The 24,756-nt window shown below is 37.6% G+C and carries 23 protein-coding genes and 1 pseudogene; 11 read left to right on the top strand and 13 right to left on the bottom strand.

Annotation, left to right across the window (positions count from 1 at the left end):
* Positions 1–6: 6 nt before the first annotated feature.
* Positions 7–462, bottom strand: a complete 456-nt coding sequence (locus Q0V26_RS08375; protein WP_297480551.1) for a protease inhibitor I42 family protein — start codon at positions 460–462, stop codon at positions 7–9.
* A 186-nt stretch (positions 463–648) separates the two neighbouring features.
* Between Q0V26_RS08375 and Q0V26_RS08370 the strand changes: the two genes are divergently transcribed.
* Both Q0V26_RS08370 and Q0V26_RS08365 read left to right on the top strand, forming a co-directional pair.
* Positions 649–846, top strand: a complete 198-nt coding sequence (locus Q0V26_RS08370) for a YwbE family protein (protein ID WP_297480547.1) — start codon at positions 649–651, stop codon at positions 844–846.
* Between the two features lie 145 nt (positions 847–991).
* Positions 992–1,732, top strand: a complete 741-nt coding sequence (locus tag Q0V26_RS08365; RefSeq protein WP_297480621.1) for an endonuclease — start codon at positions 992–994, stop codon at positions 1,730–1,732.
* Positions 1,733–2,455: 723 nt separating this feature from the next.
* Here the strand turns inward: Q0V26_RS08365 and Q0V26_RS08360 are convergent.
* Positions 2,456–2,815, bottom strand: coding sequence for a DUF6559 family protein (locus tag Q0V26_RS08360; RefSeq protein WP_297480543.1), 360 nt, complete (start codon positions 2,813–2,815; stop codon positions 2,456–2,458).
* Positions 2,816–3,044: 229 nt separating this feature from the next.
* Here Q0V26_RS08360 and Q0V26_RS08355 point away from each other — a divergent pair, with 229 nt between their 5' ends.
* Positions 3,045–3,410, top strand: a complete 366-nt coding sequence (locus Q0V26_RS08355; protein WP_297480541.1) for a hypothetical protein — start codon at positions 3,045–3,047, stop codon at positions 3,408–3,410.
* Positions 3,411–3,673: 263 nt separating this feature from the next.
* Here the strand turns inward: Q0V26_RS08355 and Q0V26_RS08350 are convergent.
* A pseudogene (locus Q0V26_RS08350) lies at positions 3,674–4,423 on the bottom strand (alkene reductase); the annotation flags it as partial.
* Here Q0V26_RS08350 and Q0V26_RS08345 point away from each other — a divergent pair.
* A complete protein-coding gene (locus Q0V26_RS08345; protein ID WP_297480618.1) occupies positions 4,371–5,258 on the top strand; it encodes a LysR family transcriptional regulator in 888 nt (295 codons plus the stop codon). The pseudogene Q0V26_RS08350 and the gene Q0V26_RS08345 sit on opposite strands and share 53 nt — an antisense overlap.
* Before the next feature lie 85 nt (positions 5,259–5,343).
* Here the strand turns inward: Q0V26_RS08345 and Q0V26_RS08340 are convergent, their stop codons facing one another.
* Positions 5,344–5,964: a hypothetical protein gene (locus Q0V26_RS08340; protein ID WP_297480538.1), complete on the bottom strand. Its 621-nt coding sequence runs from the start codon at positions 5,962–5,964 to the stop codon at positions 5,344–5,346.
* A gap of 158 nt (positions 5,965–6,122) precedes the next feature.
* Positions 6,123–6,917, bottom strand: coding sequence for an NERD domain-containing protein (locus Q0V26_RS08335; protein ID WP_297480536.1), 795 nt, complete (start codon positions 6,915–6,917; stop codon positions 6,123–6,125).
* Between the two features lie 656 nt (positions 6,918–7,573).
* Here Q0V26_RS08335 and Q0V26_RS08330 point away from each other — a divergent pair.
* Together Q0V26_RS08330 and Q0V26_RS08325 are read left to right on the top strand one after the other, a co-directional pair.
* A complete protein-coding gene (locus tag Q0V26_RS08330) occupies positions 7,574–7,834 on the top strand; it encodes a helix-turn-helix domain-containing protein (RefSeq protein WP_297480532.1) in 261 nt (86 codons plus the stop codon).
* A 2-nt stretch (positions 7,835–7,836) separates the two neighbouring features.
* The gene (locus Q0V26_RS08325) at positions 7,837–9,138 is read left to right on the top strand and encodes a type II toxin-antitoxin system HipA family toxin (protein WP_297480529.1); all 1,302 of its coding nucleotides are present in this window, start codon (positions 7,837–7,839) and stop codon (positions 9,136–9,138) included.
* Between the two features lie 181 nt (positions 9,139–9,319).
* On the opposite strand, the gene Q0V26_RS08320 is transcribed toward Q0V26_RS08325, so the two are convergent.
* The 4 genes from Q0V26_RS08320 to dtpA all read right to left on the bottom strand — a co-directional run bounded on the left by Q0V26_RS08320 (position 9,320) and on the right by dtpA (position 16,833).
* A complete protein-coding gene (locus Q0V26_RS08320; protein ID WP_297480616.1) occupies positions 9,320–10,672 on the bottom strand; it encodes an ISNCY family transposase in 1,353 nt (450 codons plus the stop codon).
* Positions 10,673–10,834: 162 nt separating this feature from the next.
* Positions 10,835–12,151: an ISNCY family transposase gene (locus tag Q0V26_RS08315; RefSeq protein ID WP_297480528.1), complete on the bottom strand. Its 1,317-nt coding sequence runs from the start codon at positions 12,149–12,151 to the stop codon at positions 10,835–10,837.
* Positions 12,152–12,610: 459 nt separating this feature from the next.
* Positions 12,611–14,980: a cellulose-binding domain-containing protein gene (locus Q0V26_RS08310; RefSeq protein ID WP_297480525.1), complete on the bottom strand. Its 2,370-nt coding sequence runs from the start codon at positions 14,978–14,980 to the stop codon at positions 12,611–12,613.
* Between the two features lie 398 nt (positions 14,981–15,378).
* On the bottom strand, positions 15,379–16,833 hold the full coding sequence (dtpA, locus tag Q0V26_RS08305; RefSeq protein WP_297480522.1) for a dipeptide/tripeptide permease DtpA: 1,455 nt from the start codon (positions 16,831–16,833) through the stop codon (positions 15,379–15,381).
* A gap of 398 nt (positions 16,834–17,231) precedes the next feature.
* Between dtpA and Q0V26_RS08300 the strand changes: the two genes are divergently transcribed.
* Positions 17,232–18,314 (top strand): choloylglycine hydrolase family protein, encoded by a 1,083-nt coding sequence (locus Q0V26_RS08300; RefSeq protein ID WP_297480519.1) that lies wholly within the window; start codon positions 17,232–17,234, stop codon positions 18,312–18,314.
* A 127-nt stretch (positions 18,315–18,441) separates the two neighbouring features.
* Here Q0V26_RS08300 and yciH read toward each other — a convergent pair whose 3' ends face one another.
* Positions 18,442–18,765, bottom strand: a complete 324-nt coding sequence (gene yciH / locus Q0V26_RS08295) for a stress response translation initiation inhibitor YciH (RefSeq protein WP_080155930.1) — start codon at positions 18,763–18,765, stop codon at positions 18,442–18,444.
* 121 nt (positions 18,766–18,886) lie between these two features.
* Here yciH and Q0V26_RS08290 point away from each other — a divergent pair, with 121 nt between their 5' ends.
* On the top strand, positions 18,887–19,492 hold the full coding sequence (locus Q0V26_RS08290; RefSeq protein WP_297480513.1) for an HAD family phosphatase: 606 nt from the start codon (positions 18,887–18,889) through the stop codon (positions 19,490–19,492).
* Positions 19,493–19,589: 97 nt separating this feature from the next.
* Positions 19,590–20,114 carry a RimK/LysX family protein gene (locus Q0V26_RS08285; RefSeq protein ID WP_297480510.1) on the top strand — a complete coding sequence of 175 codons (525 nt, stop codon included), beginning with the start codon at positions 19,590–19,592 and terminating at the stop codon, positions 20,112–20,114.
* Positions 20,115–20,164: 50 nt separating this feature from the next.
* Here the strand turns inward: Q0V26_RS08285 and Q0V26_RS08280 are convergent, their stop codons facing one another.
* Positions 20,165–20,509, bottom strand: coding sequence for a DUF3319 domain-containing protein (locus Q0V26_RS08280; RefSeq protein WP_297480507.1), 345 nt, complete (start codon positions 20,507–20,509; stop codon positions 20,165–20,167).
* 175 nt (positions 20,510–20,684) lie between these two features.
* Here Q0V26_RS08280 and Q0V26_RS08275 point away from each other — a divergent pair, with 175 nt between their 5' ends.
* A complete protein-coding gene (locus Q0V26_RS08275; RefSeq protein WP_297480504.1) occupies positions 20,685–21,650 on the top strand; it encodes a tyrosine-type recombinase/integrase in 966 nt (321 codons plus the stop codon).
* A 95-nt stretch (positions 21,651–21,745) separates the two neighbouring features.
* Here Q0V26_RS08275 and Q0V26_RS08270 read toward each other — a convergent pair whose 3' ends face one another.
* A complete protein-coding gene (locus Q0V26_RS08270; protein ID WP_297480502.1) occupies positions 21,746–22,744 on the bottom strand; it encodes a D-alanine--D-alanine ligase in 999 nt (332 codons plus the stop codon).
* Positions 22,745–22,969: 225 nt separating this feature from the next.
* On the bottom strand, positions 22,970–23,710 hold the full coding sequence (locus tag Q0V26_RS08265; protein ID WP_297480500.1) for an SPOR domain-containing protein: 741 nt from the start codon (positions 23,708–23,710) through the stop codon (positions 22,970–22,972).
* 218 nt (positions 23,711–23,928) lie between these two features.
* Here Q0V26_RS08265 and Q0V26_RS08260 point away from each other — a divergent pair, with 218 nt between their 5' ends.
* Positions 23,929–24,438 (top strand): DUF2301 domain-containing membrane protein, encoded by a 510-nt coding sequence (locus tag Q0V26_RS08260; RefSeq protein WP_297480497.1) that lies wholly within the window; start codon positions 23,929–23,931, stop codon positions 24,436–24,438.
* Positions 24,439–24,756: the final 318 nt, after the last annotated feature.

Genomic DNA, 24,756 nt, shown 5'->3' with positions numbered 1-24,756 from the left:
TGTTTATTACGGATGGACAGCAATCGTAATCGTTTTAGTTTCCCAATCTTCTTTTTCCCAAGAGCGACCATAATTTAATTTTAATTCACCGACTCCCTTTGTTACCGCTTTAAAAGTGTAAGTTCTTAAACCACTACAACCTGTCATGCCTTTCTTACACTGCTCTGAGTTGTGATAATCAATACTCAATAACATCAATGCATTTGGCATAGAACGTAATGCCCATGAAAAACCAGTAGAAGGGCTTGCTGGTAGGCTTAATTGAAATGTTTGACCAAGCTTAATTTTTACCGCTTGTTTATTATCGGTTGGCAAGCAAGTATGTTGTGGTGTTTTACTATAGTCGCCCGTTACAATACTTGTAAAACCCGCATCACAGGTTGGTTGTGATGTTTGTTCTACCGCAGCCACATTGAAACTCATTAACCCTAAAGCTGCGACTAATCCAATATATTTCATCATCCTTTGACCTTTATTTATCTGGTTTATTTATCCTTTAGATTAGCAAAAAATCCTTACTCAAGGCTGTATCAAAAAGCCATATTTACTAATTATGTATATAAAATAATCATCTCTTAATAATAAAGTTGCGTTTTACGGTAAAAACTCAATAATACAACTCGAAAAATTAAAAACAAAAGAGTCAATATGTCAGGCACGAACCGTTCAAATATCCACGTTGGATTAGATGTACAAATTGTACTAAAGCAGGATCAACGTAGCGGAAAACTTACATCTGGTACGGTAGAGAAAATTCTTACTAATTCACCAACACATCCACATGGCATTAAAGTACGTCTAACCTCTGGCAATGTAGGGCGTGTAAAAGTAATCGTTTCCGAATAAGCCCCGTTTAACTATTACTCATTTTCAAATAACTAAGCCAAAACTATAACGCTTTGGTATCTCATCGCATCAGTCTATTAACGAATTGAACGCGCCTAATAAAAAAGAGAGCACCGTGAACCGAACTAATATTATTCTACTCAGTGTGGCACTATTGCCGACGCTTGCATTTGCACAATCACCACAAGGCAATACGACTAACCAATCATTCAATAAAGCAAAAAAGATCATGCAACAGCAAATTTATACTAACCCTGTTGATATGAAAACTATTTACTGTGGTGCTGATTTTAATAATAAAAAATACGTTACCTTACCATCTGGCTTCACAACTGACGTATATAAAAAGCGCATAAAACGTTGGGAGGCAGAGCATGTCGTGCCAGCGGAGAACTTTGGTCGCTCATTTAGAGAATGGCGTGAAGGCGCTAAAGTCTGTGTTGATAGCAAAGGCAAGTCATTTAAAGGCCGTAAGTGTGCTGAAAAAGCAAACGCTGAATATCGCTTAATGCAATCAGACCTTTATAATCTGTATCCAGCGGTAGGGGCAGTTAACGCTGCACGTCAAAACTACAACTATGTAATGCTGCCTAAAACAGCCAGCAAAGACTACCGTTCATTTGGCAGCTGCGACATGATTATTGATAAAAAAGACCATGATGCACAGCCACCAGAACGCGCTCGTGGTGTTATTGCGCGTACTTACATGTATTTTGAAGCGGTATACCCAAACTACAAAATGAGTCGTCAACAACGTCAGCTAATGAGTATATGGGACAAGCAATACCCAGTATCAAAATGGGAATGTCAACGCGCAGCTAAAATCCAAAAGATTCAAGGTAATGTCGATCCTATTTTAGCTTCACGCTGTAAAAGCATCGGTTAATATTAACGTATTCACCTTTTTCTGAATCCACGTTTAACGACGTGGATTTTTTGTATTTGATTTAGACAACCCAACAATGGCGATATTACAATAGACCAATAAATTGATCGCAATGACAGGGGTGATAGAAATTGTACAACTCAAACTGGGCACACAAGTAGATACCCACGTTTTCCATGATTTGTTAACGACAGGCAGCACTCGTAACGTCAATGTTATTATATTAGTGGAATTATCGAGCCCGGATAGCATTGATAACAAGCGTCAGTTATCAAAAATAAACTAAACTATATTAATATTTCATTATTTGTAGTCTTATATGCTACGCTATAAAAGTAACGAGCTAGAAATACAATAGCATTGACCATTTACTTAGTTAAACTATTGTATTGATATATAATTTAATCGTAGTAATACAACAAATAACATCATTTATCGGAGTACCATTTATTAATGAGCAGCAATCGTAGAACCCAGAATCAATTAGCTACACTTACAAAAAAGCTTTCTAAGTTACAAGCCATGTCTAAGTCTACTAGAGATGGTGCAAGTAAAGCACGTTACACTGCTGATATTGAAAAAATTGAAATAGAGCTTAGTAAGCTTAAAGAAACTGAAGAATAGAATCTTTCTATTTATGACGTTTGGCCTACTACTATTTCTACAATAGTAGTAGGCTAGTCAGCCATACTAAGTAAAATCCCACCATCACAATTCAGATAACTAATAACGACTCCCCATACCAAACCGGTTTGACATGTCATCATCTATTCGACCACCTTTCCATCCACCTAAAACAAGCAGATTAAGCACATTCTGTCCGGTGTAATCATTCCCGTCAAAGAAATAGTGTGACACATCATTACGTAAAAATTTCAGGGTAGGGTTTTCTTCAAAATTAATATCTTGCGGATCAGCATACAAAGCCACAGCAATTTGATATTGCCGCGCACTAAACTCACTAGTACTGGCTTTAATTTGACCTAAAGAGAAAAAATCGCGACTGCCATAGCCTTTTATCAATCTTGCAGAAAGTGACTTAATAACTTTTTTAATACGACGACGCTGAATAACTCTAAGCATTGTGATTCCCTTCATAAAACCAATATAGATGTTGTCATATTACTTAAAATAGTATCTCTCGTATAATCATTTCAGCACCGTGCAGGTAGTGACCCTGTCACTAATAAGCCATCAGCATTGGGGAAATGCCCAACAAAATAACGCCTCTAAAAAATTATTTTCATAACAGTGAAATTTTTCTATTAGTGCGATGTTCTATTACTTCAAGAATTGGCACATAGAGATCACTATGCTTAGAAATATCACAATCGCTTTAGGGGCAGGGTTTATTGGCAGTATCGCCAATGTACTCGCTATTTATCTCATCAACCCATTGCAAGGATTACCTCAACCCGATCATATCTTTATCTATAAACAAGTATTTTGGGGCGGGTTATGGGCATTGCTTTATTGTTTGCCTTTTTTAAAACAGAGATGGTTTATCAAAGGTATCGCAGTGGGCTTTATCGCAAGTTTATGCACTTTCTTTGTCTTTCAAACCATTCCTGTCACGCCAATTAATATCATAAAAGCCTTGATGGTAAATATTGTTGCATGGGGAGGATGCTCATCGTTCTTTTTTTATAAAACAACAACGTCAGGCAATACTTTATAACCATATGATTTTGAAAGACATAAAATGAACAACTGAAATGGCCAAGTAAAACTTAACATTAAATTAATGCATCTAGATTTATATGTTTTAAACACTGTAATTCAACACAAATGATTATTAAAGCATGATGTAAATATAACAAAGTCAATTGGTTATATAACTTATCCGCTGTAAGGGATAAAATTAAAATATCCCCTATAGCGGATATAAATGGTATGGTGACCCGATGTAAATAACATCAGTGTGTTAACCGTTGGTTTGGATTAACTCAGAGCAGGATAATCAGTATAACCGTGTTCATTCCCACCAAATAGCGTAGTGCTATCCAAGTCAGCTAACGGTTGTTGGTGTTGTAACCGCGAAACAAAATCAGGGTTAGCAATAAACGGACGCCCGAACGCAACCAAATCAGCGTAGCCTTTATTAAGCATTTCATCAGCCCGCGCTTGAGTATAACTGCCTGCAACAATGATCGTATTGGAGAAATACTCACGCAACTCAATTCTAAACTGCTCAGGGATCACTGGTGCATCATCCCAATCCGCTTCCGACAAATGCAAATAGCCAATATCACGGGCTTGAAGCTGTTTTGTCGCCTCTAAAATGGTCGGCACAATATCAGGGCAATTCATGTCCTTAAAGGTAATGAAGGGGGCCAGTCGAACACCCACTTTATGCGCACCAATCACATGACTTACCGCATCAACGACTTCTAATAAGAAACGAATACGGTTCTCTCTAGTGACACCGTAACTATCTGTACGATGATTAGAGTTAGTACGTAAGAACTGATCGATAAGATAACCGTTACCACCGTGAATTTCGACACCATCAAAGCCAGCATCAATCGCACGTTTCGCAGCATGTGCAAAATCAGCCACCACCCGATCAATATCAGCTTGGGTCATTGCTCTTGGTTCAACACAATCAACCATATTGCCATTACCTTGTTCATCAGCGATCCATACTTTGGTTTCTACTGGTTTAAGTGCTGATAGCGCAATAGGTTTATCATCAGCAACTGTCACCGCAAGGCTGCAAGCATTAGAAGATCGCTATGGGGTTAAGTTGCTCAATCGCAGTACAAGGCATCTCTCTTTAACAGAATCTGGCGCGATGTATCATCAGGCCAGCTTAGACATTATCGACAGCGTTAAAGAGACAGAAAACTTACTCCAAACCGGTAGCCAAGAAGTGCGCGGAACGATAAAGATCGCTGCGCCCCGAGACATAGGCAAACAATACATATCACCAATAATTTCAGCGTTTTGCGAATTGTATCCAGACGTTGTGCCATACTTATATTTAGACGATAAACTCACCAACTTAGCGGAATCAGGCATAGATATTGTTATCCGTTATGGCGAACTAGCAGACAGTAACCTAATCTCGCGCAAACTGGCATCCAGCAGACGTGTATTGTGTGCAACGCCTCAATATTTAGCCAATAAAGGCACTCCCATCACACCGCAAGATCTCGCTGATCATCATTGTTTAGCCATGGTACGCAGTAATGAAGAGCTGAAAACATGGCATTTTAGCGACGATACCCAACACAACGTTATAACCGTATTACCCAAACGATTCTCAGATGATGACGAAGTGATTCGTCAATGGGCATTAGATAGCGCAGGTATAGCATTAAAGTCAATTTTAGATATTGAGCAAGACATAAAACAACAACGACTGGTCACTGTGCTTGATGGATACATGAAGAACTTCAACGCATCGACATCATCAGCCAGTGCAGATTTAAATGTGATTTACCAAAGCCGCCAATACCAACCCAAACGGCTGCGATTGTTTATTGATTTCTTGATAGCACGATTTGTGGGTAGGTTAGGGTAGTTATTAAGGCAAGCAGAGTAATGAATGAGAATTTACAGTAGAAAAAAGTAAGAAGGTCGACTGATAATATCGACCTTATCAAACATTATTTAGTTAAATTTTGGTAATCATTTAGAGCATCATTGATAAAACGTATAGAGAAAAAAGGTCTAGATTCTTTAAGCATAATTAAACCTAAAAAAATCGATATTACACTCAACATTGTTGTTGAGATTGGAACCCCAAAAGATAACGAAAAAATTAATACAGTTATGCCCATAAGTAATATTATACACCCCAAAACAAGGTTATATAAAAGAGAGAAGTTCTCAAAACGAGATAGTTTTATTCTATATGATTCATTATCTATATCTTGTAACGAAGGGGACGATTTAGACATTATTACCAAATGTTTAAATGAAACACTTTTCTCTATTCTACTATTTAATATAAATAGAGCATTTAACATTGGAACACTCAGTTTTACACCGTGAATTAATCTGAAATGCTCAACATTTAGCTCAGATTTTAAATGTGCTTTCATTTTTGATGAAACTTCATCATCAGATAGAGCAGCCTTAATCGTCAATATTCTGTGTTTTTTAAAATCCGAGTATGATTCAAATATTCTTTTACTATTCATTAAGATAGTTATAAATATTAATATCGAAATAGTGCCATATTGATGTTTTTCGAACAACTCAACCCATTCAACAACTGACAGCATGGTAATGAAAGCCTTAATACATTTATGAATAAAATGATTATAAATACAACACTATGCATAACAAAGCTTAATGTAATTCTTTCTCGATAAGTAATGCCTATTCTTAACGAGATGACAAAATTTCTAACTAGACAGTACGTTATTACATCTTTACGAATCTAAAATATTAACCTATCCCGCGAGTTAGATTGTTCAACCGCTCGACACTTAGGGAACGTAGAGCAGCCCCAAAACTGTTTGCCTTTATTCTCACCACGCTTTGTTTCACGCATTAACATTGCAGAGCCACAGCGAGGGCACTGTTTTATAGACTCTTTCTCAGCAACTATTTTTCGTACATGCTGACGGTGCTTTAAATTGATTGTTATTCCACGTTTAAATTTAATCTGATTCAAAGATTCTATTAATCGCAAATATTCATCATCAGAGAACACCACCTCATCAAACTGTTTAATATAACGTATACAGCCACGAGCATAAGTCACGTTAGGTGGCATCTCAGTTTTAAAAGTGCTATCACCAATAAAAACAATCACGGAATGCAATTGTTCACCGCTACAACCTAGCAGTGACTCAAGAGTTTTAACGTGTTTATAATTTTGATGGAGCGGATTTTGAAACTTAGAGGAATGTCGATAAATTTTTTGTGTCCATTGTTTTTGCCGAGCAGAACCAAAAATCCAACCTTTCATATTTTTTGTTTCAACGACAAAAATACCAAACTTAGACACAACAACATGGTCAATTTGAGTCGTACCATCATCTGTCTGCAAGGTAACATCTTTGATGAGTGTATAATCCGATTTTGGAAGCTTGAGTAAAAGGCGGTTTACAATAAACTCACCAAAAATACCTTTAAACCAACGGCTTTTGAAGATATTAACCAAGATAATTAATGGTATTAGATACCAAACCTGTTCAAGCACCTCAAATAATAGCTTCGATATATCCACTTTGATTTCCTATTCACGAGCAATTTAATGGTTGGCTAAAAGCCTAATTGTATTATGCTAAAAATTAAGCATAAAAAAGCTTTTTCGCGAGCTATCTCTATAAATGAATATATTTGATAGTTATCGAGCAGTTAACTGTTGCTACAACAAACAACCTATGCCGCGCATTTATATAGCGCCAGAGTGACACTGTAACTAATTAGCCATAGCATCGGGGAAATATCAATACACGCAAAATATACAATAATGAGCTCAACAAGTTGCAACTAACGTACTCAGGGCTGCCGACTTACTATTGGTTTAAAGACACCGAGAAGAACAATTTTAGCGGCAATGCATAGTCATTAATTTTAAAAGACATGCCGCCCACAATGTTTGATGGTTTAGAGAAGTCTAAATAACTAGAACCAATCTAATACCGTCTATTTGGGCGGTATTTTTGTATTTGGTGAAAGCAGGGTTAAAGAGTAGGGAAGTTAGTCAGTTACGTAAAACAAGAACATTATATCTAAGGCAATACAGTCAATAGATAGGTGTTTAATAAAAATGTATGCTTGCCGAGTTTTATCCCTTATAGAGGATAACTTGCAAATATCCCCTGCAAGGGATAATATTTAAATATCCCTTACAGAGGATAATTTAAATGTGGTGATAAAATGCAAATAACATCGGCAAAAATGCTAGCAAATGCAGTAAGAGACCAACGCAAAGCACAAAAAATAACGCAAAGTGATACCGCTAAATTAGTTGGCATAAAACAAACGACCGTATCAGCATTTGAGAATATGCCAGAAGGCACTAAGGTTGAGACGCTATTTAAATTATTGGCGGCATTAGATCTCGAATTGCATGTTCAGCCTCGTAATAGTAATACAGAAACACAGAACAGCAATCAACAATGGAATGAGGAATGGTAACTATGGAAAAGTTATCCGTGGCAATGAATGGGATTTTAGTTGGCACATTATCAAAAGCATCATCAGGTGCCATATCCTTTCAGTACCATTCAACATGGCTTGCTCGTGCAGGATCGCGTGCGATTTCACTTTCGATGCCATTACGTCAGGATCCTTATCATGGCGACATTCCCTATAACTTTTTTGATAATTTATTGCCTGATAACGAAGAAATCCGCAATCGCATTCAATCTCGTTTTAAAGCTACCACCAAGCGTCCCTTTGATCTCCTTAGTAAAATTGGAGGAGATTGTGTTGGTGCAATTCAGCTATATTCACCCGATGTAATTTTAGAAGATGTACGACAAGTACACGCAGAGCCATTAACTGATACCCGTATGGCACAAGTATTAAGAGGTTATCAAAGTGATGCACCATTAGGTATGTTAGAGGATACGGATGATTTTCGAATCTCCATCGCAGGTGCGCAAGAGAAGACAGGATTATTGTGGTATAAAAATCAATGGCATTTACCACAAGGATCGACACCAACAAGCCATATACTTAAACTGCCAATAGGGATCTTGCCACATAAAAATATTGATTTAAGAGATAGCTGTGAAAACGAATGGCTATGTTTAAAAATTGCAGCCGCTTATGGTTTTAGCGTTAATGAAGCTAACATTGTTTATGTCGAGAACATTAAAGCACTAGCACTCAAACGTTTTGATCGCCGCTGGTCGCAAGATGGCAGTTGGCTAATGCGATTGCCACAAGAAGACATGTGCCAAGCACTAGGTATTGCGCCAGCATTAAAATATGAATCTGATGGTGGCCCTGGCATATTAAACATCATGCAATTTCTGCTGGGTTCTCGAACGTCAAACCATGATCGCGAGGTATTTTTTAAAGCCCAAGTTCTGTTTTGGCTCTTAGCTGCCATTGATGGACACGGAAAAAACTTCAGCTTATTTCTAGAACCTGAAAGCCGTTACAGCATGACGCCATTATATGACATTATTTCTGCTTATCCTTTAATGGATTCAAAAAGCATTCCGAAACAAAAAGCAAAAATGGCGATGGCACTCATTGGCACTAAGAAGTATTACAAATGGCAAACTATTCAACCACGGCATTTTTTAAGCACAGCTAAAGCTATTGGGTTTTCAGAGCAACGCGCCAGTGAATTAATGATAGAAATGAAAAGCCAAACACCAGTCGTCATCAACACTATTCGTGAGCAATTACCGAAAGACTTTCCTGATTATATTAGCGAATCGATATTTAATGGAGTGTTAAAGCAAGCCGAACGTTTGCCTGAATAATGAAACTCGTAGTACCAATCATGAATTGATCAGCTAGACATTTTAGTTTTGCAGAAAAGAGACACTTTACCTTGGTGGCTACATTGTTTTCTCTCTTTTAAAATGTCCTCATTATTCCCCGATTAAAATGTCTCCTTTTAAGGTAGTTCATTAGGGTGAAATTGGGGATAGAGTAGGGAAGTCACGGCTTTTTTCTGGTGCTCGGTCTAAATTGTTCTGGGTGAATTAACACTGGATTTATTTCTTCAAGTTGACGGATTGCCCGTTGTTGGGCAGTACGTTTAGGGGCGCTTTTACTGCGACTACGCTTTTGTTGTTGGTCATATTGTTGCTGTTTTGCTTGGGCAAATTTTAATACTGCACCCAAACGTTTGTTATCAACTATCTGACCTTGATCAACATCTTTGAGCTTATCAAACACTTTAAAACCCAATTTTCGGTGACCATATTGGATCGCGATGGTGCCATCTGGACGATCAATAACCTTAACGACTTGATGCACAAGCCGTTGATTTTCTTCGGTTGGATCAATCAAATAGATAATTTTTTCGTATTGAAATGTCAGTGATTTTGATACTTTTCTTGGCTCTTGCCATGCAAAAATATCATGTAATTCATCTGTCGATTCACGTAATGGTCGATGCATGTCTTTAGGATATTGAGCAGCTTTAGCAAAACGTCGGTTAAAATCAGTGATAAAGTCGGGGAGCCACGCATTAGCTTGTTCAATATTATCAATGTGTTGTAATCGCATTTCTTTGACTAAGCGATCTTGTAATGTTTTGTTGGCACGTTCAACACGGCCTTTGGCTTGAGAGCTATTTGCGCAAATCAATTCAATGTTTAAGTCATGCAATACACGACCAAACTGAGTGATGCGGTTTGTTTTTGCATCCCGTTTATTAACATGAAACACCGCATGTCGATCGCTGTAAAAAGCAGTGGGCTTGCCATGTTGCTCAACATATTCGCGCGTTGTCACCATGTAATCAAACGCAGATTCTGTTTCGCTAAACCGCAAGTTCATTAGTTTGCCGGTAGCATCATCAATAAAAACCAATAAACAACATTTGTCGCTGCGGCCTTCAAACCAATCATGATGTGAGCCATCTATCTGAATTAACTCACCATAACAATCACGTCGATGACGTGGTTGATAAACACGAGGCTTACGTTTGAAATGTGGTACCCAAAGGCCATCAGCGATCATCCATTGGCGTAAGGTTTCTAACCCAATTTTAATACCGTGGTGCTCAATCAGTTTTTCACGCGCCAACGTGGGTCCGAAGTCTGAGTAATATTCGTGGATGAGATTTAAAATACGCAGCCTATGATTATCATCATAACGATGATTACTTGGCACGCCGCGTTGTTGTGAAAGTAATCCGCCAGCACCGAACTGAGTAAAGCGTTTTACTAATCGTGATACTTGACGACAACTCAAGTTAAGTCGACGGGCAGCTTCAACACCAGTAATTTGTTTATCACAAACATCTTGAATAACTTTTATTCGGCTTAATTCATTTTCAGTCATAGTGAGCAACATTTATTGATTCCAGTTCATAGCAAAACCTATGATCTGAAGATAGTTCAACATGACATTTCTAACGGGTTCAAACCGGACATTTCTAAATGGGACTTACACCTTCTGTTAGTGCAAGTTAGTAATGTCACATAATTCTCCCAGATAGAAATGTCACACTGTGTCAGACTCTTTCATCAAGGCTATATTCATGGCTCGTTGTTGTGCGGCTCGGCTAATGTTCCTTTTACTTCGTGTTCGTTCCGAAGTGTTTTCTCTCTGGTCTTGGCTTTGCTTAGCAAAGGCGAGTGCAGCACTTAGTCGTTTGTTATCAACGATAGCAGCTTGGTTTACCGTTCGAAGTTTATCGAAAACAGAATAAGTTAATGGTTGGCCACAATGCTTAATACTAATGGTGCCATCAGGATAGTCGTAAACCATGATGGGTTTACCTATCAAACGGTTATTGGCATCGTTAGGTTCGATTAAGTAAACAACTTTATCGTATTGGATAGTAAGAGAGCGTGTGAGTACGCGGCTTCGTTGACGAGCGAAGATATCATCAAGTTCACTTGATAATTCTCGTAATGGGCGATGGGCATCGTGAAGTGAATAGGGTGTTCGTGCAAAACGTTGATTAAAATCAGCAATAAATTCAGGTAACCAGGCGTTGGCTTCTTCAATCGAATCAATATTAGCAAGACGCATTTCTTTAATCAGACGGTCTTGTAGTGTTTTATTAGCACGCTCTACGCGTCCTTTTGCTTGAGAACTATTGGCACAAATTAAATCGATGTTAAGTTCAAACAAAGCACGGCCAAACTCAGTCATTTGTTTACCTGTTTTTACTTCGTCTCGATTGAGTCTAAATACTGAATGTTTGTCGCTGTAAAAAGCGATAGGTTTTCCATGCTCTTCAATGTATTGGCGCGTGATATTCATGTAGTCAAAGGTTGATTCAACATCACTAAATCGCAAGGTCATGAGTCGACCTGTCGCATCATCGACATACACCGTAAGACAACATTTATCTGCTCGACCTTCAAACCAATCATGATGAGAACCATCTATCTGTACTAGTTCACCTAGGCATTCACGACGATAACGGGGTTGATAAACCTTTGGTTTTGCTTGACGTTTAGAGATCCAAAAACCTTCCGCCATCATCCATTGACGTAACGTTTCAGTTGATAGTTTTAGTTGGTGTTTTTCACGCAATTTTTCATTAGCAAATGTCGGTCCAAAATCGATATAGAACTGACGAACAATATCAATCACATGTTGCTTAAATTCAGGTGTATAGCGCCGATTACTCGGCTTACCACGGCGTAATGAAACCAATCCCGCTGGACCTTGTCCGCGATATTGATTAACGAGACGTTGGATATGTCGTCGAGATAATTTCAGTAACTCAGCAGCATCTTTTTGTCGAAGTCTTCGTTCACTAATATCACGAATAACATCAACTCGATTTAATTCTTTTGGACTCATGGAAAGTAACATGGCACAGAGATCTATACTTGGCGGAAAACACCACCAAGTATACCAATATGTGACATCTCTAAGTTGGTAAAAAGTGACATTACTATATTGGGTTTACACCTTCAGTGCGCATTATGTACCTTATGTTAAATAGGGTATCAGGTATTGATAACATCATACAGTTACACGTAGAACATTGATTAATAATGGATAAAGGCACTCTCCTACAATTTACTACTTGTGTATTTAACAGTATTCGCTATTTACCATAAAGTACATAATTAACACTTATTCTAAGATGCTATCTCAGACATTCTGTATTCGGTAGCCCCTTAGAAACATGTAATTATTAAACCTAATTTGATCAGGTTTACAAAATAGATCACCACAATGTAAACGCAAAAAATAACCCTGTTTCGAAAAACAGGGTTTAATTTTATTACAAACTTAATTCATCAGTTATTTTGCTTACTGTGGGTTAAGTCCTAGCTTTTGTAACACTAGCTTAAAGTTGGCTTGGCGTTCTTTAATGTTATGGACATCGCCAGTCGAACAAGTTGAATCTGGACAGCCACGGTTCACAATACCAGAAACATCATCAATAAATTCAGTTCCTTTCAGGCCACTATTTACATATTTTTTCAGTTCGTTGTAATAGTTCCAATCAGCATAATCACCGCCTTCATTAGAGTATGCCTGCACTGATGTTACCCAATAGAATAAACCTGCAATCCATTTGATTTCTTTATTCTTCTCAGAGCTACAGATTAAGCCTGGGTTTGAACAAAAATCAAGATCAGCATATAACGGATTTACAGGTGGCGCTTCAACCGTTACACCATCAATGGTTTGACCAATGGTTGCAGGATCAACGTGTGAACGACCTAAATAATGGTTCAACGTACCAAAGTTTTGGCGGCCAGTGGTTTGAATAACGCCACGTCCCCACCAACCACAGCCTTCAACACTTTCTTGACTGCTGCCATCCCATAGGAATGTACCGGCTTTTTGACCAACGTAGATTTTACACTCATCACGTTCCCATACTTGCTTTGATGTATCGATTTTGTCTGGCACTGCATTACAGTGACCATTGTTAGTCCAGCGTCCCACATGACCATTAACCAGCAAGCCTTGCTCTTCTAATACGGCATCGGGAGCGGCAAATACAGGTGCTGGTGCGCCGTACCATTTAGCATGGGTTAATGCGCTGACTTCCATTTTGTTATCACGCGGACAAGAATAAGCATAATCTAAGCCTGATACTGGGTTAACACCGTAGTCTGCGTATTTTTGACCTAACTGACCACAACTCGCAGACATCGGATAATCGGCAGGTGCGCCATATTTAATTTCAGACCAGTTGTTTTCATCACATGCGTTATAACGGATTGTCTCTTGCATGCTTTGTGCTAAGAACGCAGCAATAGCGACTTTGGCATAAATAATATTGGTTGCATCATCTGCTTCGTCAGTCAGTAGCCAAAACTTATTACCTGCAACACCAATATTGTGCATCGCATTAAGGCCATCAAGGAAGTCATTCCACTTATACACTGTAGATGGCACCCATTGTGACTGAGGGGTTTCATAGAGGAAGGCTTCATTATCCATGACATCTGAGGCATTCGTTAACTCAGTATTAAGTGCTTCAATACGTGTTAATGAGCCTTTTTCGAGTTCTTCACCAACGTAATATAGTGGTACTTTCGCACTTTGGTAAGCTTCAATTTTACTGGTTAAATCTGCGCTGTCTTTATCAAATAAAATTGCAAATACGTTGCTGTGAGCCGCTTTACGAATTTGCTGATCACGTGTTGTTTGGCCCATAAAATAATTCGCAGCTTGCTCGGTTGGAATATTAGCAAGCATTGCAGGCGTCTTAATATAATCCGTAACTTGTTTTACATATTCAAGTGCGTTGTGCCATTGCTCAGTTGATAATGCAGCGGTTGCTGTTGATTTGGTAAAGTTAATAAAGTCAGCTTTGGTTAATGACTCTGCTTTGTAAACATCGAGAGTATTTAATAGGTCTGCGGTGGCACTTGATGCAGCATTCCACACAGATTGGCGACCAGAATGGGTATCAAATGCAAAATCACCAATGCTGAAAGACCAACCAAAACTCGCTTCAGAAGCAAGCGTGGTTAGAATTAAGTTGTGAGCTTGTGACCAACCTTTCAAATCATCACTAAGGGCATTAATTTTATCAATATCAATGCTAGCTGCGGTTGTATCTACGGCTTTGAGTAATGCCTCTTTAACCGCAATAACACCCAGAGACTGACCTTTATCTAATGTTGCTTTATCAAGCACATCACTACTAATAATGACAGATGAACGCCCCGCTTGTGTCGCCGTCTCTATGATAGAAACAAACTTAGCGGTTAACTTATTAACATCAGTAAGATCTTCAGTGGCACTCGTTGCAATAGTTATTGTTGGTGGTGCTGTTGATGATGGACTTGCAACCACAAAATCATTTGGCCATCCAGCAACTTCAAGACGCACAGGATCCATTGGATTTGGTAATGAAAGTACAGCCGCTGTACCTGGCTCAGATCCATCACAATTAAGATGCAGCTTCCATGAACTATCACTACCAGGAATAGATTGAGTCCAATAAACAGCAGAATAAGCAATATTTTTGTTAACCATTATATCGCCAGTACCAGCATGATCACCCCGCGTCCAATCCGGATAAACATTAAATTCATCACATAATCCCGCTGACGCCAAAGGTGCAATGCTTGATATCTGATTGACATCAGACGCACATACATAACCGCTAAGCATAGTACTGAATATCGCTATTGTTATTTTATTTATTTTTCTCACAAATTAATTCCTTCTATGTTCGTGCGTTTAAATAGATCAAAAATCTAATCTGAGTAGTTATTAACTAAAAATATTGTTCATTGGCCACTGCATATAACAATTTTTTAATTACTTGCTAACTTATTTATCATCGCAAATTAAAAGCCACAATATGCAACTAGCTAATATCAATGAAATATGATCGTTTGATCAAAGAAAAAAACAGTAAGAAGAGAGTGCGGATTTTATAAATGTGAGATTGAGTCAAGACAATAACTTTTATGACTATCGATTAAAAACGCAATTTTTTATCAATTATTGAACAAATAACAGTACTCAGTGATTTTGGATATATTGTGTTTTGTAAAATATTCTCAATAACAATAACTTAGATTTGTATAAATAGTAATGATATAGAACTACGCTTTACCTTGAATAATACGTGTTAGTTTTTGCGCAATAAGCAATGTAAACACGGCGATTGCAGCGGTAACATAACCAATTTCACCAAAAACTTCTGCGTAAAGAATAAGACTTTGAGTAGGTTCAACAATCCCTTCGGGTGCGGCCGTTAAACTTGCAATCCAACCAGCTAAAATGGCGGCTGTCGCTGATGTTAAAAACCACATCCCCATTGCAAACCCCATCATTCGCTGTGGCACTAACTGTGCAATCATGGCTAAGCCTAGCCCTGACACCAATAACTCCCCTAACGACTGTAATAAATAGCTCACCACTAACCAATTTGAATTGATGATCCCTTGTGGATTAGCAAACCCCGTTGATAACTTTAGAATTAAAAAAGCCAAACTACATAACACCATCCCAAACGCAAACTTAAACGGCATTGCAAACCGTTCACCGAGTTTATTATAAAGAATGGCTAATAATGGGCTCGCAATCATGATCCAAAATGGATTCAATGCTTGGAATTGTTCTGGCTCGACTTTAAAGCCAAATAAATCATGACTGACATTATGAATAGCAAAAAAATTAAGTGAGGTTGGCATTTGAAAATATAGTGCAAAGAATACGATCCCTTGTAGCATTAAAACAAAGGCGACAAACATCTTCGTCCTTTCAAGCCCTTGGGTTTTAAACGCTTCTTTGAAATATATAACAACAATGGTTATTCCGATAACAACCAAAATAGCATGCGCATAAAACAAGTGTTGCAATAAAAAGGCACTCAAAAAGCTCAACGCCACCGTTACAACCACAACCATAAAATAATAACGTTTATTAACGGGCTGCATATCGGGTTTTGAGCCTATGTTTTTAACGATACGCCCCATCACCATAAAGTTAACCATAGTGATTAATAATCCAATCGCACTTACCCCAAATGCCATGCCATAGCCCATTTTTTCAGCTATCCAAGGGCTTAATAACATTGAGAAAAATGAGCCTAAGTTAATCGCCATATAATACATAGTAAATGCGCCATCAAGGCGCGAATCATTTTCCTCATAAGATTTTGCAAGTAGGCTTGAAGGATTAGCTTTAAATAAACCATTGCCCATGGTGATAAAGCCCATTGCTATATAGATGAGATCTTTGCCGCCAAACTCACCCGCAGCGGAAAGTCCTAATAAAGAGTAACCAATAGTAAGAATAAACGCACCGAGAGTAATGGTTCGTTTAGTACCAAGGAGCTTATCCCCAACCCAACCACCAATCGCGACGGAACTAAAAATTAACGCAGAAAATGCACCAAATAAGGTAAATGACTCGGCTTCTGACATGCCAAGAATATTAACCATATATACAGTAAGGATGGCCTGCATACCGTAGAATCCAAATCTCTCCCAGAACTCTACAGAAAATATAAGATAAAACGGCTTAGGTTGTTTAAATACATTCACATCTGACATTCGGCCTTCCTTAAATCAGTCGCAATTGTTTTAATAGTAGTCGTTATATTTCAAGTACGGGTCGTGAGGATGATTCAAGTGGCAAATCAACACGGCAATATTTACCATCTCGTATATCTATGATAAAAAATATTCTATTCGTAATATCAGCCCATTAAATTAGAAACATGCATAACAGCCTCAAGCATCAGAGTAACGTCATGCCCAAATATTTGATCTAATTTCAGACTGGATTTCCTATCCCAAAACCTACCGAACTGAAAAACAATAATGTAGATCTCGTTTATTTAATCTATGCAGGGAAAATTGAACATTTACGCAGATATAGTAAATATTTTTGTAATATACGCATATTTTTCTTATATTAGTCCAAATCTATCTATTTAAAGAGCATAATAATGAAAAAGTTACTTGCACCACTTTGTCTTGGACTATTAACTTCTCTACCAGTCGCTGCATGTACAGGCATAGTATTAAAAAGTGCAGATGGTGCAACAATTCCAGCTCGAACAATGGAGTTCGGCTTTGATATCCAGTCTAATATCGTTATGGTTCCTGCTGGAACTAAAATCACCTCTCTTTCCAATAATCCAGATAAAGAGGGTTTGACTTATAAAACTAAATATGGATTTGGTGGCGCAAATGCATTAGGTAAAAATATTGTACTTGATGGACTCAATGAAAAAGGGCTTTATTTTGGTGCTTTTTATTTTGCAGGGCTTGCACAATATACTGAATTAACAGATGCAAACCCAAAAAATGCCGTTTCTAGTGAGGAACTAGGTAATTATATTTTAGGTAATTTCAGCACTGTAGATGAAATGATTAAAGGTATTAAATCTATCAATGTTGTAGGTACTCATATCGCTGAAATTGGCCGTATCGCACCACTCCACTATGCAATTACTGATGCTTCAGGTAAGTCTGTTGTACTTGAGTACACAGCAAAAGGCTTAACCATTCACGAAAATAAGATTGGTGTTGTGACGAATAACCCGACTTATGATTGGCACATGACCAATTTGCATAACTATGTTGGCTTGACAGCAGAAAATAAAGGTAGCGTTACTATTAATGGCGTAACTTTATCGCCAACAGGTCAAGGTAGCGGCATGCTTGGTTTACCTGGTGATTACACCCCTCCAAGTCGTTTTATTCGTGCGGCAAGTTTTGTTAATGCATCTTTACCTTCAAAGAATAGCGATGAAGCCGTTTTCCGTGCTTTCCATATTCTTAATGCTTTTGATATTCCAAAAGGTGTAATCAGAGAAAAGGCAAATAATGAAGTATTGACCGACTATACTATATGGACATCGGTAGTTGATACCAAAAACAAAGATTATTACTTTAAAAGTTACCTTACTCCACAGCATATGAAAGTGAATATTATCGACGCTCTTGCTAACTTAAAAGCACCTAAAGTCATTAAGATGGAAGGAGAACATACTTATAAAGACCTTACTGGGCAATTTAACCAATAATTAAAACGCAATAAAATAAATCAACGGATAGGCTAATCTCCTATCCGTTTTTTAATCATTTTCTCAGGTTCTTATTTAGCTATCAGCTTTGACTAATATTATCAAAAAACATAAGTAATAATGGCTATCAACCGCCCGCTAATTTAACGGTATGGCCTTTCTTTTCAAGGTGCGCTTTTATTACATCACGCTTATCACCTTGAATTTCAATTTTACCCTCTTTTACTGCACCGCCACAGCCACACACTTTTTTCAATTCAGCAGCAATGAGCTTCAGTTGGGTATCTTCAACGTCAAGACCTGAAACAATACAAACCCCTTTGCCTTTGCGTCCCTTTGTTTCTCGCTGAATACGAACAATACCATCACCTTTTGGGCGAACAGGTTGTTCTTTTTCTTCTTTAATTCGACCAGTTTCGGTTGAAAAAACTAAACGGCTATTATCACTCATTGTGCAATCTATCTCACTTGGTTGCTTGATTGTGTGAATAACATTAAAAGTTAGCACATCAATCTTGCGAAATACTCATGAACCAATACTATCAATAAATGGTACTCTAACGGAACATCTTATGATTCGTAATGTGATTTTTGATTTTGGTGCTGTACTATTTGAGTGGAATCCACACCGCATTGTTAATAGTTTTACTACATCACCTTCAGAGCGAGAGATATTGCTACATGATGTACTCCAACATCCTGATTGGCTATCACTTGATCGTGGTACAATGCTTATCGCTGAAGTGATCCCTAAATTTTCAGCTCGAACTCAAATATCGCCACAACGTATAGAAGATTTTATAACGCATATTCAACTAAGCTTGACCAAAATACAACAAACAGAAACACTCTTTACTCAATTAACACAGCAACCCTATTCACTTTATTATCTGACCAATATGTGTAGTGCTTTTTTTGATACCCTTTATGAGAAGCATCATTTTATTTCATTTTTTGATGGTGGATTAGTCTCAGGAAAAGAATTAGTCATGAAGCCTGAACCAGAAATATTTCTAAGACTATGCGAACGTTATCAATTATCCCCCCAAGAAAGTTTATTTATTGATGATAATAGTGAGAATATTCAAATAGCATCTACACTCGGTTTTAATACTATTCAATTTGATCAAACAAAATCCTGTTTTCAGCAAATCAAAAAGCAACTGTTTCTACATTAAATCCAAATAATCGCTTAAATTTTACATAAAATTGAATATTATTATAACTACCCCGTCTATTATATATAAATAAGACCGAATAATATCAGGAGATTATGTGAAAAAAGTTTTTATGTCCGCCATGTTAGTTGCTGCGGCAACAGTATCAACCATGAGCTATGCTGATAACCAGTGCGATGGAAAATACATTGTTGGTCCTGTTGAGACAATTCACGTTAAAGATCTTGATATGGATTACAAAGCGCGTATTGATACAGGGGCACATACTACATCTATTAATGCGTATGATTTACACGTTATCGATGGCAATAACAGCCCTACCAACAGCAAAAAAAGCTGGCAAGAAAACTTAGGGAAAATGATCAGTTTCAAAACAGAAAATGCACAAGGACAAGAACAAACCCATACAAGTAAAATTGTTAAAATCAGCAAGATACGTAACGCACAAGGTGTTGAGCGCCGCTATGCTGTTGTGATGGATTTAGTTTGGAATGGTAAAAATCATGCGATTCCCGTCAACTTACGTGATCGTAAAAAACTAGAATATAAATTACTTATTGGCCGGAACTGGTTAGATGGTCGTTATTTAGTTGATGTGTCAAAACACGATGACGAAGATTAATTCTTCAATGAATAACTAAATCAGTGCCTGTAATAAATAGGCACTGTTCTTTAGGCAACAAGCGTTCTATCTAAGTATTTTTTAATTGAAACAATATCACCTTTAATCAACTGCCCACGCACCATTACATACCACTCATTGGCTTTACCACTATCATTTTTTAAAACAATACCTCGATACTGTTCAGAATTTGCACTTGGTTGCTTTAACTGAGGATGAGTATTAAATTTTTCTGGCAGTACAAAAGCCTTGGTATCGCACCACCAATCTACACTATTTTTAATGTTGGTTATCATTCCTTTGACGGTTTGTCCATTAATGGTTGTTTTCCAGTCTGATGTAAGCCCAGTACTATTTTCAATCGTATAGCCACGATGAAAAAGGCGTTTTTTCATTGTCCTGCTCTCTACTTTATTAAAGCATTAGTTTCTTTAATAATCATTACGTTATCTACTTATATAATAATAAGACTTGCATAGCTAAGCCAGTTTTTTTGTGATTATTCTTTCGTTTTATGATGATCGTTGTTATTATTTAATCATATAAAGTTATAGTGCATTAGAGAGTGTTATGGCTAAGAAGATCACTGTTATTGAAGATGAAACCGTTCGTAATGCAAGTATTACTGACTTTTCAACCATTGCTGAGTCCATTACAGTTTGGCAACGGCTAACACACCAACAATACGCTAAAAATACGTTGGTTGCGTTTAAAAATGATTGGAATAACTTTTTACTTTTTTGTGAACAACATCAAGCATCAGCATTACCAGCATCAGCTGAAATTGTACACCGCTATATAGAAAAAATGGCACAAACCCGTAAGTTAGCCAGCCTTAAACGTTACATTGTCACTATTAGTTTGGTACACCGTTGTCATGCATTACCTAATCCCTGTTTAAGTAATGAAATTAAACTCGCCATGCATAAACAACGCCTTGATAAACACGATGATTACACTAATGCTCAAGGCTTTCGTGATAATCATTTACACGATCTTCTTGATGTTTTTATACTTTCAACAAAAGCTAAAGATGTTCGAGATATGGCTATTTGGGCAATCACATTTGAAGCTATGCTAAAACGTTCAGAAGTAACAGCACTAACCATCAATGACATTGAAGTAACCCCCGATGGCTTAGTTACCTTGTCGGTGAATGGAACCTTAATTGCCCTAAGTGATGTCGCCTCTCAAGCGATTAATCGTTGGTTAACATTATCTATGATTGATAGTGGTTTTGTTTTTCGACGAATTGATCGGCATAACAATATTGGTGATAATCCACTCGATCACTCATCTGTATATCGAATATTTAGACGGGCAAGCCAAGAACTTGACCTTCCCGCCGATGTTATTTTTTCAGGCCAATCACCACGGGTTGGTGCTAGCCAAGATTTAGCCGATGCCGGACTGTCTATCCATCAAATACAACATCAAGGTCGATGGCGAAGTCCTGCTATGCCTGCACAATATATCGGTCAGCGAGCTAAACGTGATAACACCTTAAAGAAATTTGCCAATAAAAATGGAAAATAATACTGGCTCGATAAATAGCATAAAAAAGCCAACCCCATATTCTTTCTCGTTGAAAGTATAATAAGAGGTTGGCTAATAAAACATTTAGTCAGATATTATTTAACGGCGTTTTTAATCGCTTTTTCAATAAAATCTGTAAAGTTATGGCCATAGTTCTCTAGCATTTTAGGGAACATTGAAATTGGCGTCATACCTGGGAAGGTATTGATTTCATTTAATAGAATTTCATTGTCTTCACTTAAAAAGAAATCAATACGAGATAAATCTTTAAGCTTCATTTGCTCAAACGCTTTACGCGCATAGTGCTGAATAGCTTCAATTTGTTCTTCAGTGATATTACGCGCTTCAACCTGCGTTGTTGACAAGCTGTCTGTGCTATATTTTTCTTCATAGCTATAAAACTTATCATCTGGACATGACACTTCACCCGGCTTGGTAATGATTAGTTGATCACCAAATTGATAAGCAGCAACTTCTAGCTCACGAGGCTTAATCGTCTTTTCAATAAGCACTTGGTTAGAGAAACCAAATGCATTATTCACAGCTGTACGTAATTCTTCTGCGTTTGCAACGCTATAACAGCCTACAGATGAACCTTGGCATGCCGCTTTAACAAAGACTTTACCCCATTTATTCAATGCAGCTAACGCTTGTTGGTGCGCTTCTTCAGTGTTCTCACTCAAGAAAACATAGGGCGTATTTGGAATATTTAGCGCATCAAACCATAATTTAGTGGTAATTTTATTAAAACAATTCGTGCTTGCTTCTGCACCACAGCCTAAATAAGGCAAACCGGCTAAGTCAAACAATGATTGCAGGTCTCCAGTTTCACCAGGGAAACCGTGTACACAAGGGATCACATAATCAATCGTGATAGGTTGTTCACCGACAGCAGATAAGGTTTTATCTAAGTTCAATTCACAAGAATGTTGGTTTTCATTTAACCAACCTTCATTTTTAGTCATTTCAACACGTGTATAGCTAACGCCATCAATCGCTTTTAATTGTTGTTCAATAAAGTTTGCAGATACGAGAGAAACTTCATGCTCAGCACTACCGCCGCCGCATAATAATAATACATGGATAGAACTCATTATCGTTCCTTAATTAGGCCAATCACAATACAATGCAGATTACAAAAGCCTTGATACACTACCAAGGTCAAAAAGAATAAGGCATTCACTACTGAATATAGTAATCAAAAAAGTAATACGAATGTACCCTCAACATCATCATATCGTGATTTATTTTTAAATCATGCGTAGTTTGTGCTAAAAATGGTGATTAAAGCACCATTTATCAGACTATTTGCGCCTGAGTTATTGTAATTGTTTCAATTGTGGTGAACGACTATGTTCAATATCATAAAAATTCCTCACAAATGCCCCACTGTGCTGTAAAGCTTCAGGTAACAACGCCAGTGCTGATTTTGCTTGCTCATGATCTGAGTAATGTCCTAATAATAAACTATAAACCTGACTCCCATTGATCATTTTCTTATTTAACCAAGCAGGTTGCTGGCTATCTAATAACGATAGTAATGTCACTAATGATTGCTCATCTCTTGATGCGGTAACTTGCACACTATAACCATGCATAACCGTTGTTTTATATTCATCATCAGTGATAGGATCGTTGTTCTGTACCTGATCATCTACTGTCGTATCAATCGTCGACTCTATTGATTCTGGTTCATCTATTGTGGCACTTGAATCATCGTTTGTCGCTATTACTGCAGCGCTATCAGCATTCGTGGTGACCTCACTCATTTCCTCAATAACAGCAGGCTCTGAGCTGTTTTCTGTTGTTGAGATGCCCTTTGCAACAGGCTGATCGTCTATAACTTGTTCACTCACAACAATCGAGTCTAACGATTGATAAAGAGGATCAGTTTTAACCGACTCATCTATCTCGGCCACTATCGTTGGTTCCAAAAATTTTTCAGTCACTTGCCCCGTATTAATGGTTTCAATTGGGGTTTGTAATGATGTTTTGGGTGGCATCAATTGAGCACAACCCACTAAGCTCGATAACAGGCTCAATGTAATAATTTTTTTCATTTCATTCTCTCTATTCTCAGCCGAAAATTGGCGTGCCCATCATCAAAACAATTGAATGACAAAGGATTTATAATAGTTTGCCGCAGCTTTTGATTACGATCAAACAGTTCATAACGATTGATCAATCGAAAGGCATTTATGTTACCATACTCACAATAAATATTGTTTTGTTAACAATAATACTACTCATATTTTTCTGCTACTGCTTAGGAGCCTCAATGGCTGATCCACATATTAAATGCGAACTCGATATACTTGATAAACTAACCGTTATTCTATATCGCTCAGCATTCACTGTTGCTGCTATTATTATGGCGATCATTAGTTCAGAAACCCATGCTGCAACGCCCTTTCTCGTTATAGTTGCTTTATTGGCTTCAACAACAGTGCATATTTATGACAAACGTTTTCGCTGGCTAATCCAAGGCGCGGGCTTATTCTCAGCAATCTGGTTGATCGCGGGCTTATGGCAACCATTAGCCTTAGGTGCTGCTTTATTTGTCTTTAGCGCGCTTTCAATAAAAGAATACTTCTGCTTTAAAGTAAAAATACTCCTGCTAACCCCTCTTGCTTTAGCCGGTTTTTGGTTTTGTTTCGTGTTTAATGCTGTAAATATTGAGATTGGCTTTGCTATGGTAGGCGCTGCATTACTTGCATTTGCAGCCTTTAGCAAATGGCGAATGCCGCTACATTTCGATATTGGTGATAAAAGCCGTTATCAAATATAAATTACTACTAATATTTAGCCACCAGCAAAAAGAGATCATTTGATCTCTTTTTTATTTCCTGCAGCTTTCCTATATTATTATTTACACCCCGCTTTATTCACAACGCTGTCTACCCCATCCTCAATACCAATAATTACAAAAAAAACGCAAATATAACTCTATTACTAAAAACAGGCTTTAATATTATATTAATTCAAACTATTACTGAGCAACATTCAATACAAACGAGTCAGTAATAATTCAAACCGACCACAAATACGAATACGATTAAGCATATAAAGCATCCTCTTTTTTAGATCACATTATGACGATAAAAAA

This window comes from uncultured Photobacterium sp., from assembly GCF_947039875.1.
In the GTDB taxonomy this organism is placed as follows: Bacteria; Pseudomonadota; Gammaproteobacteria; order Enterobacterales; family Vibrionaceae; genus Photobacterium.
This window is presented reverse-complemented; position numbering and strand designations above follow the sequence as displayed.

Excerpts from the sequence above, each read along its gene's own strand:
- Q0V26_RS08375 (WP_297480551.1), bottom strand. The coding sequence starts at position 462 with ATGATGAAATATATTGGATTAGTCGCAGCTTTAGGGTTAATGAGTTTC.
- Q0V26_RS08370 (WP_297480547.1), top strand. The coding sequence starts at position 649 with ATGTCAGGCACGAACCGTTCAAATATCCACGTTGGATTAGATGTACAA.
- Q0V26_RS08360 (WP_297480543.1), bottom strand. The coding sequence starts at position 2,815 with ATGCTTAGAGTTATTCAGCGTCGTCGTATTAAAAAAGTTATTAAGTCA.
- Q0V26_RS08355 (WP_297480541.1), top strand. The coding sequence starts at position 3,045 with ATGCTTAGAAATATCACAATCGCTTTAGGGGCAGGGTTTATTGGCAGT.
- Q0V26_RS08340 (WP_297480538.1), bottom strand. The coding sequence starts at position 5,964 with ATGCTGTCAGTTGTTGAATGGGTTGAGTTGTTCGAAAAACATCAATAT.
- Q0V26_RS08330 (WP_297480532.1), top strand. The coding sequence starts at position 7,574 with ATGCAAATAACATCGGCAAAAATGCTAGCAAATGCAGTAAGAGACCAA.
- Q0V26_RS08325 (WP_297480529.1), top strand. The coding sequence starts at position 7,837 with ATGGAAAAGTTATCCGTGGCAATGAATGGGATTTTAGTTGGCACATTA.
- Q0V26_RS08320 (WP_297480616.1), bottom strand. The coding sequence starts at position 10,672 with ATGACTGAAAATGAATTAAGCCGAATAAAAGTTATTCAAGATGTTTGT.
- Q0V26_RS08315 (WP_297480528.1), bottom strand. The coding sequence starts at position 12,151 with ATGAGTCCAAAAGAATTAAATCGAGTTGATGTTATTCGTGATATTAGT.
- dtpA (WP_297480522.1), bottom strand. The coding sequence starts at position 16,833 with ATGTCAGATGTGAATGTATTTAAACAACCTAAGCCGTTTTATCTTATA.
- Q0V26_RS08300 (WP_297480519.1), top strand. The coding sequence starts at position 17,232 with ATGAAAAAGTTACTTGCACCACTTTGTCTTGGACTATTAACTTCTCTA.
- yciH (WP_080155930.1), bottom strand. The coding sequence starts at position 18,765 with ATGAGTGATAATAGCCGTTTAGTTTTTTCAACCGAAACTGGTCGAATT.
- Q0V26_RS08290 (WP_297480513.1), top strand. The coding sequence starts at position 18,887 with ATGATTCGTAATGTGATTTTTGATTTTGGTGCTGTACTATTTGAGTGG.
- Q0V26_RS08280 (WP_297480507.1), bottom strand. The coding sequence starts at position 20,509 with ATGAAAAAACGCCTTTTTCATCGTGGCTATACGATTGAAAATAGTACT.
- Q0V26_RS08275 (WP_297480504.1), top strand. The coding sequence starts at position 20,685 with ATGGCTAAGAAGATCACTGTTATTGAAGATGAAACCGTTCGTAATGCA.
- Q0V26_RS08270 (WP_297480502.1), bottom strand. The coding sequence starts at position 22,744 with ATGAGTTCTATCCATGTATTATTATTATGCGGCGGCGGTAGTGCTGAG.
- Q0V26_RS08265 (WP_297480500.1), bottom strand. The coding sequence starts at position 23,710 with ATGAAAAAAATTATTACATTGAGCCTGTTATCGAGCTTAGTGGGTTGT.
- Q0V26_RS08260 (WP_297480497.1), top strand. The coding sequence starts at position 23,929 with ATGGCTGATCCACATATTAAATGCGAACTCGATATACTTGATAAACTA.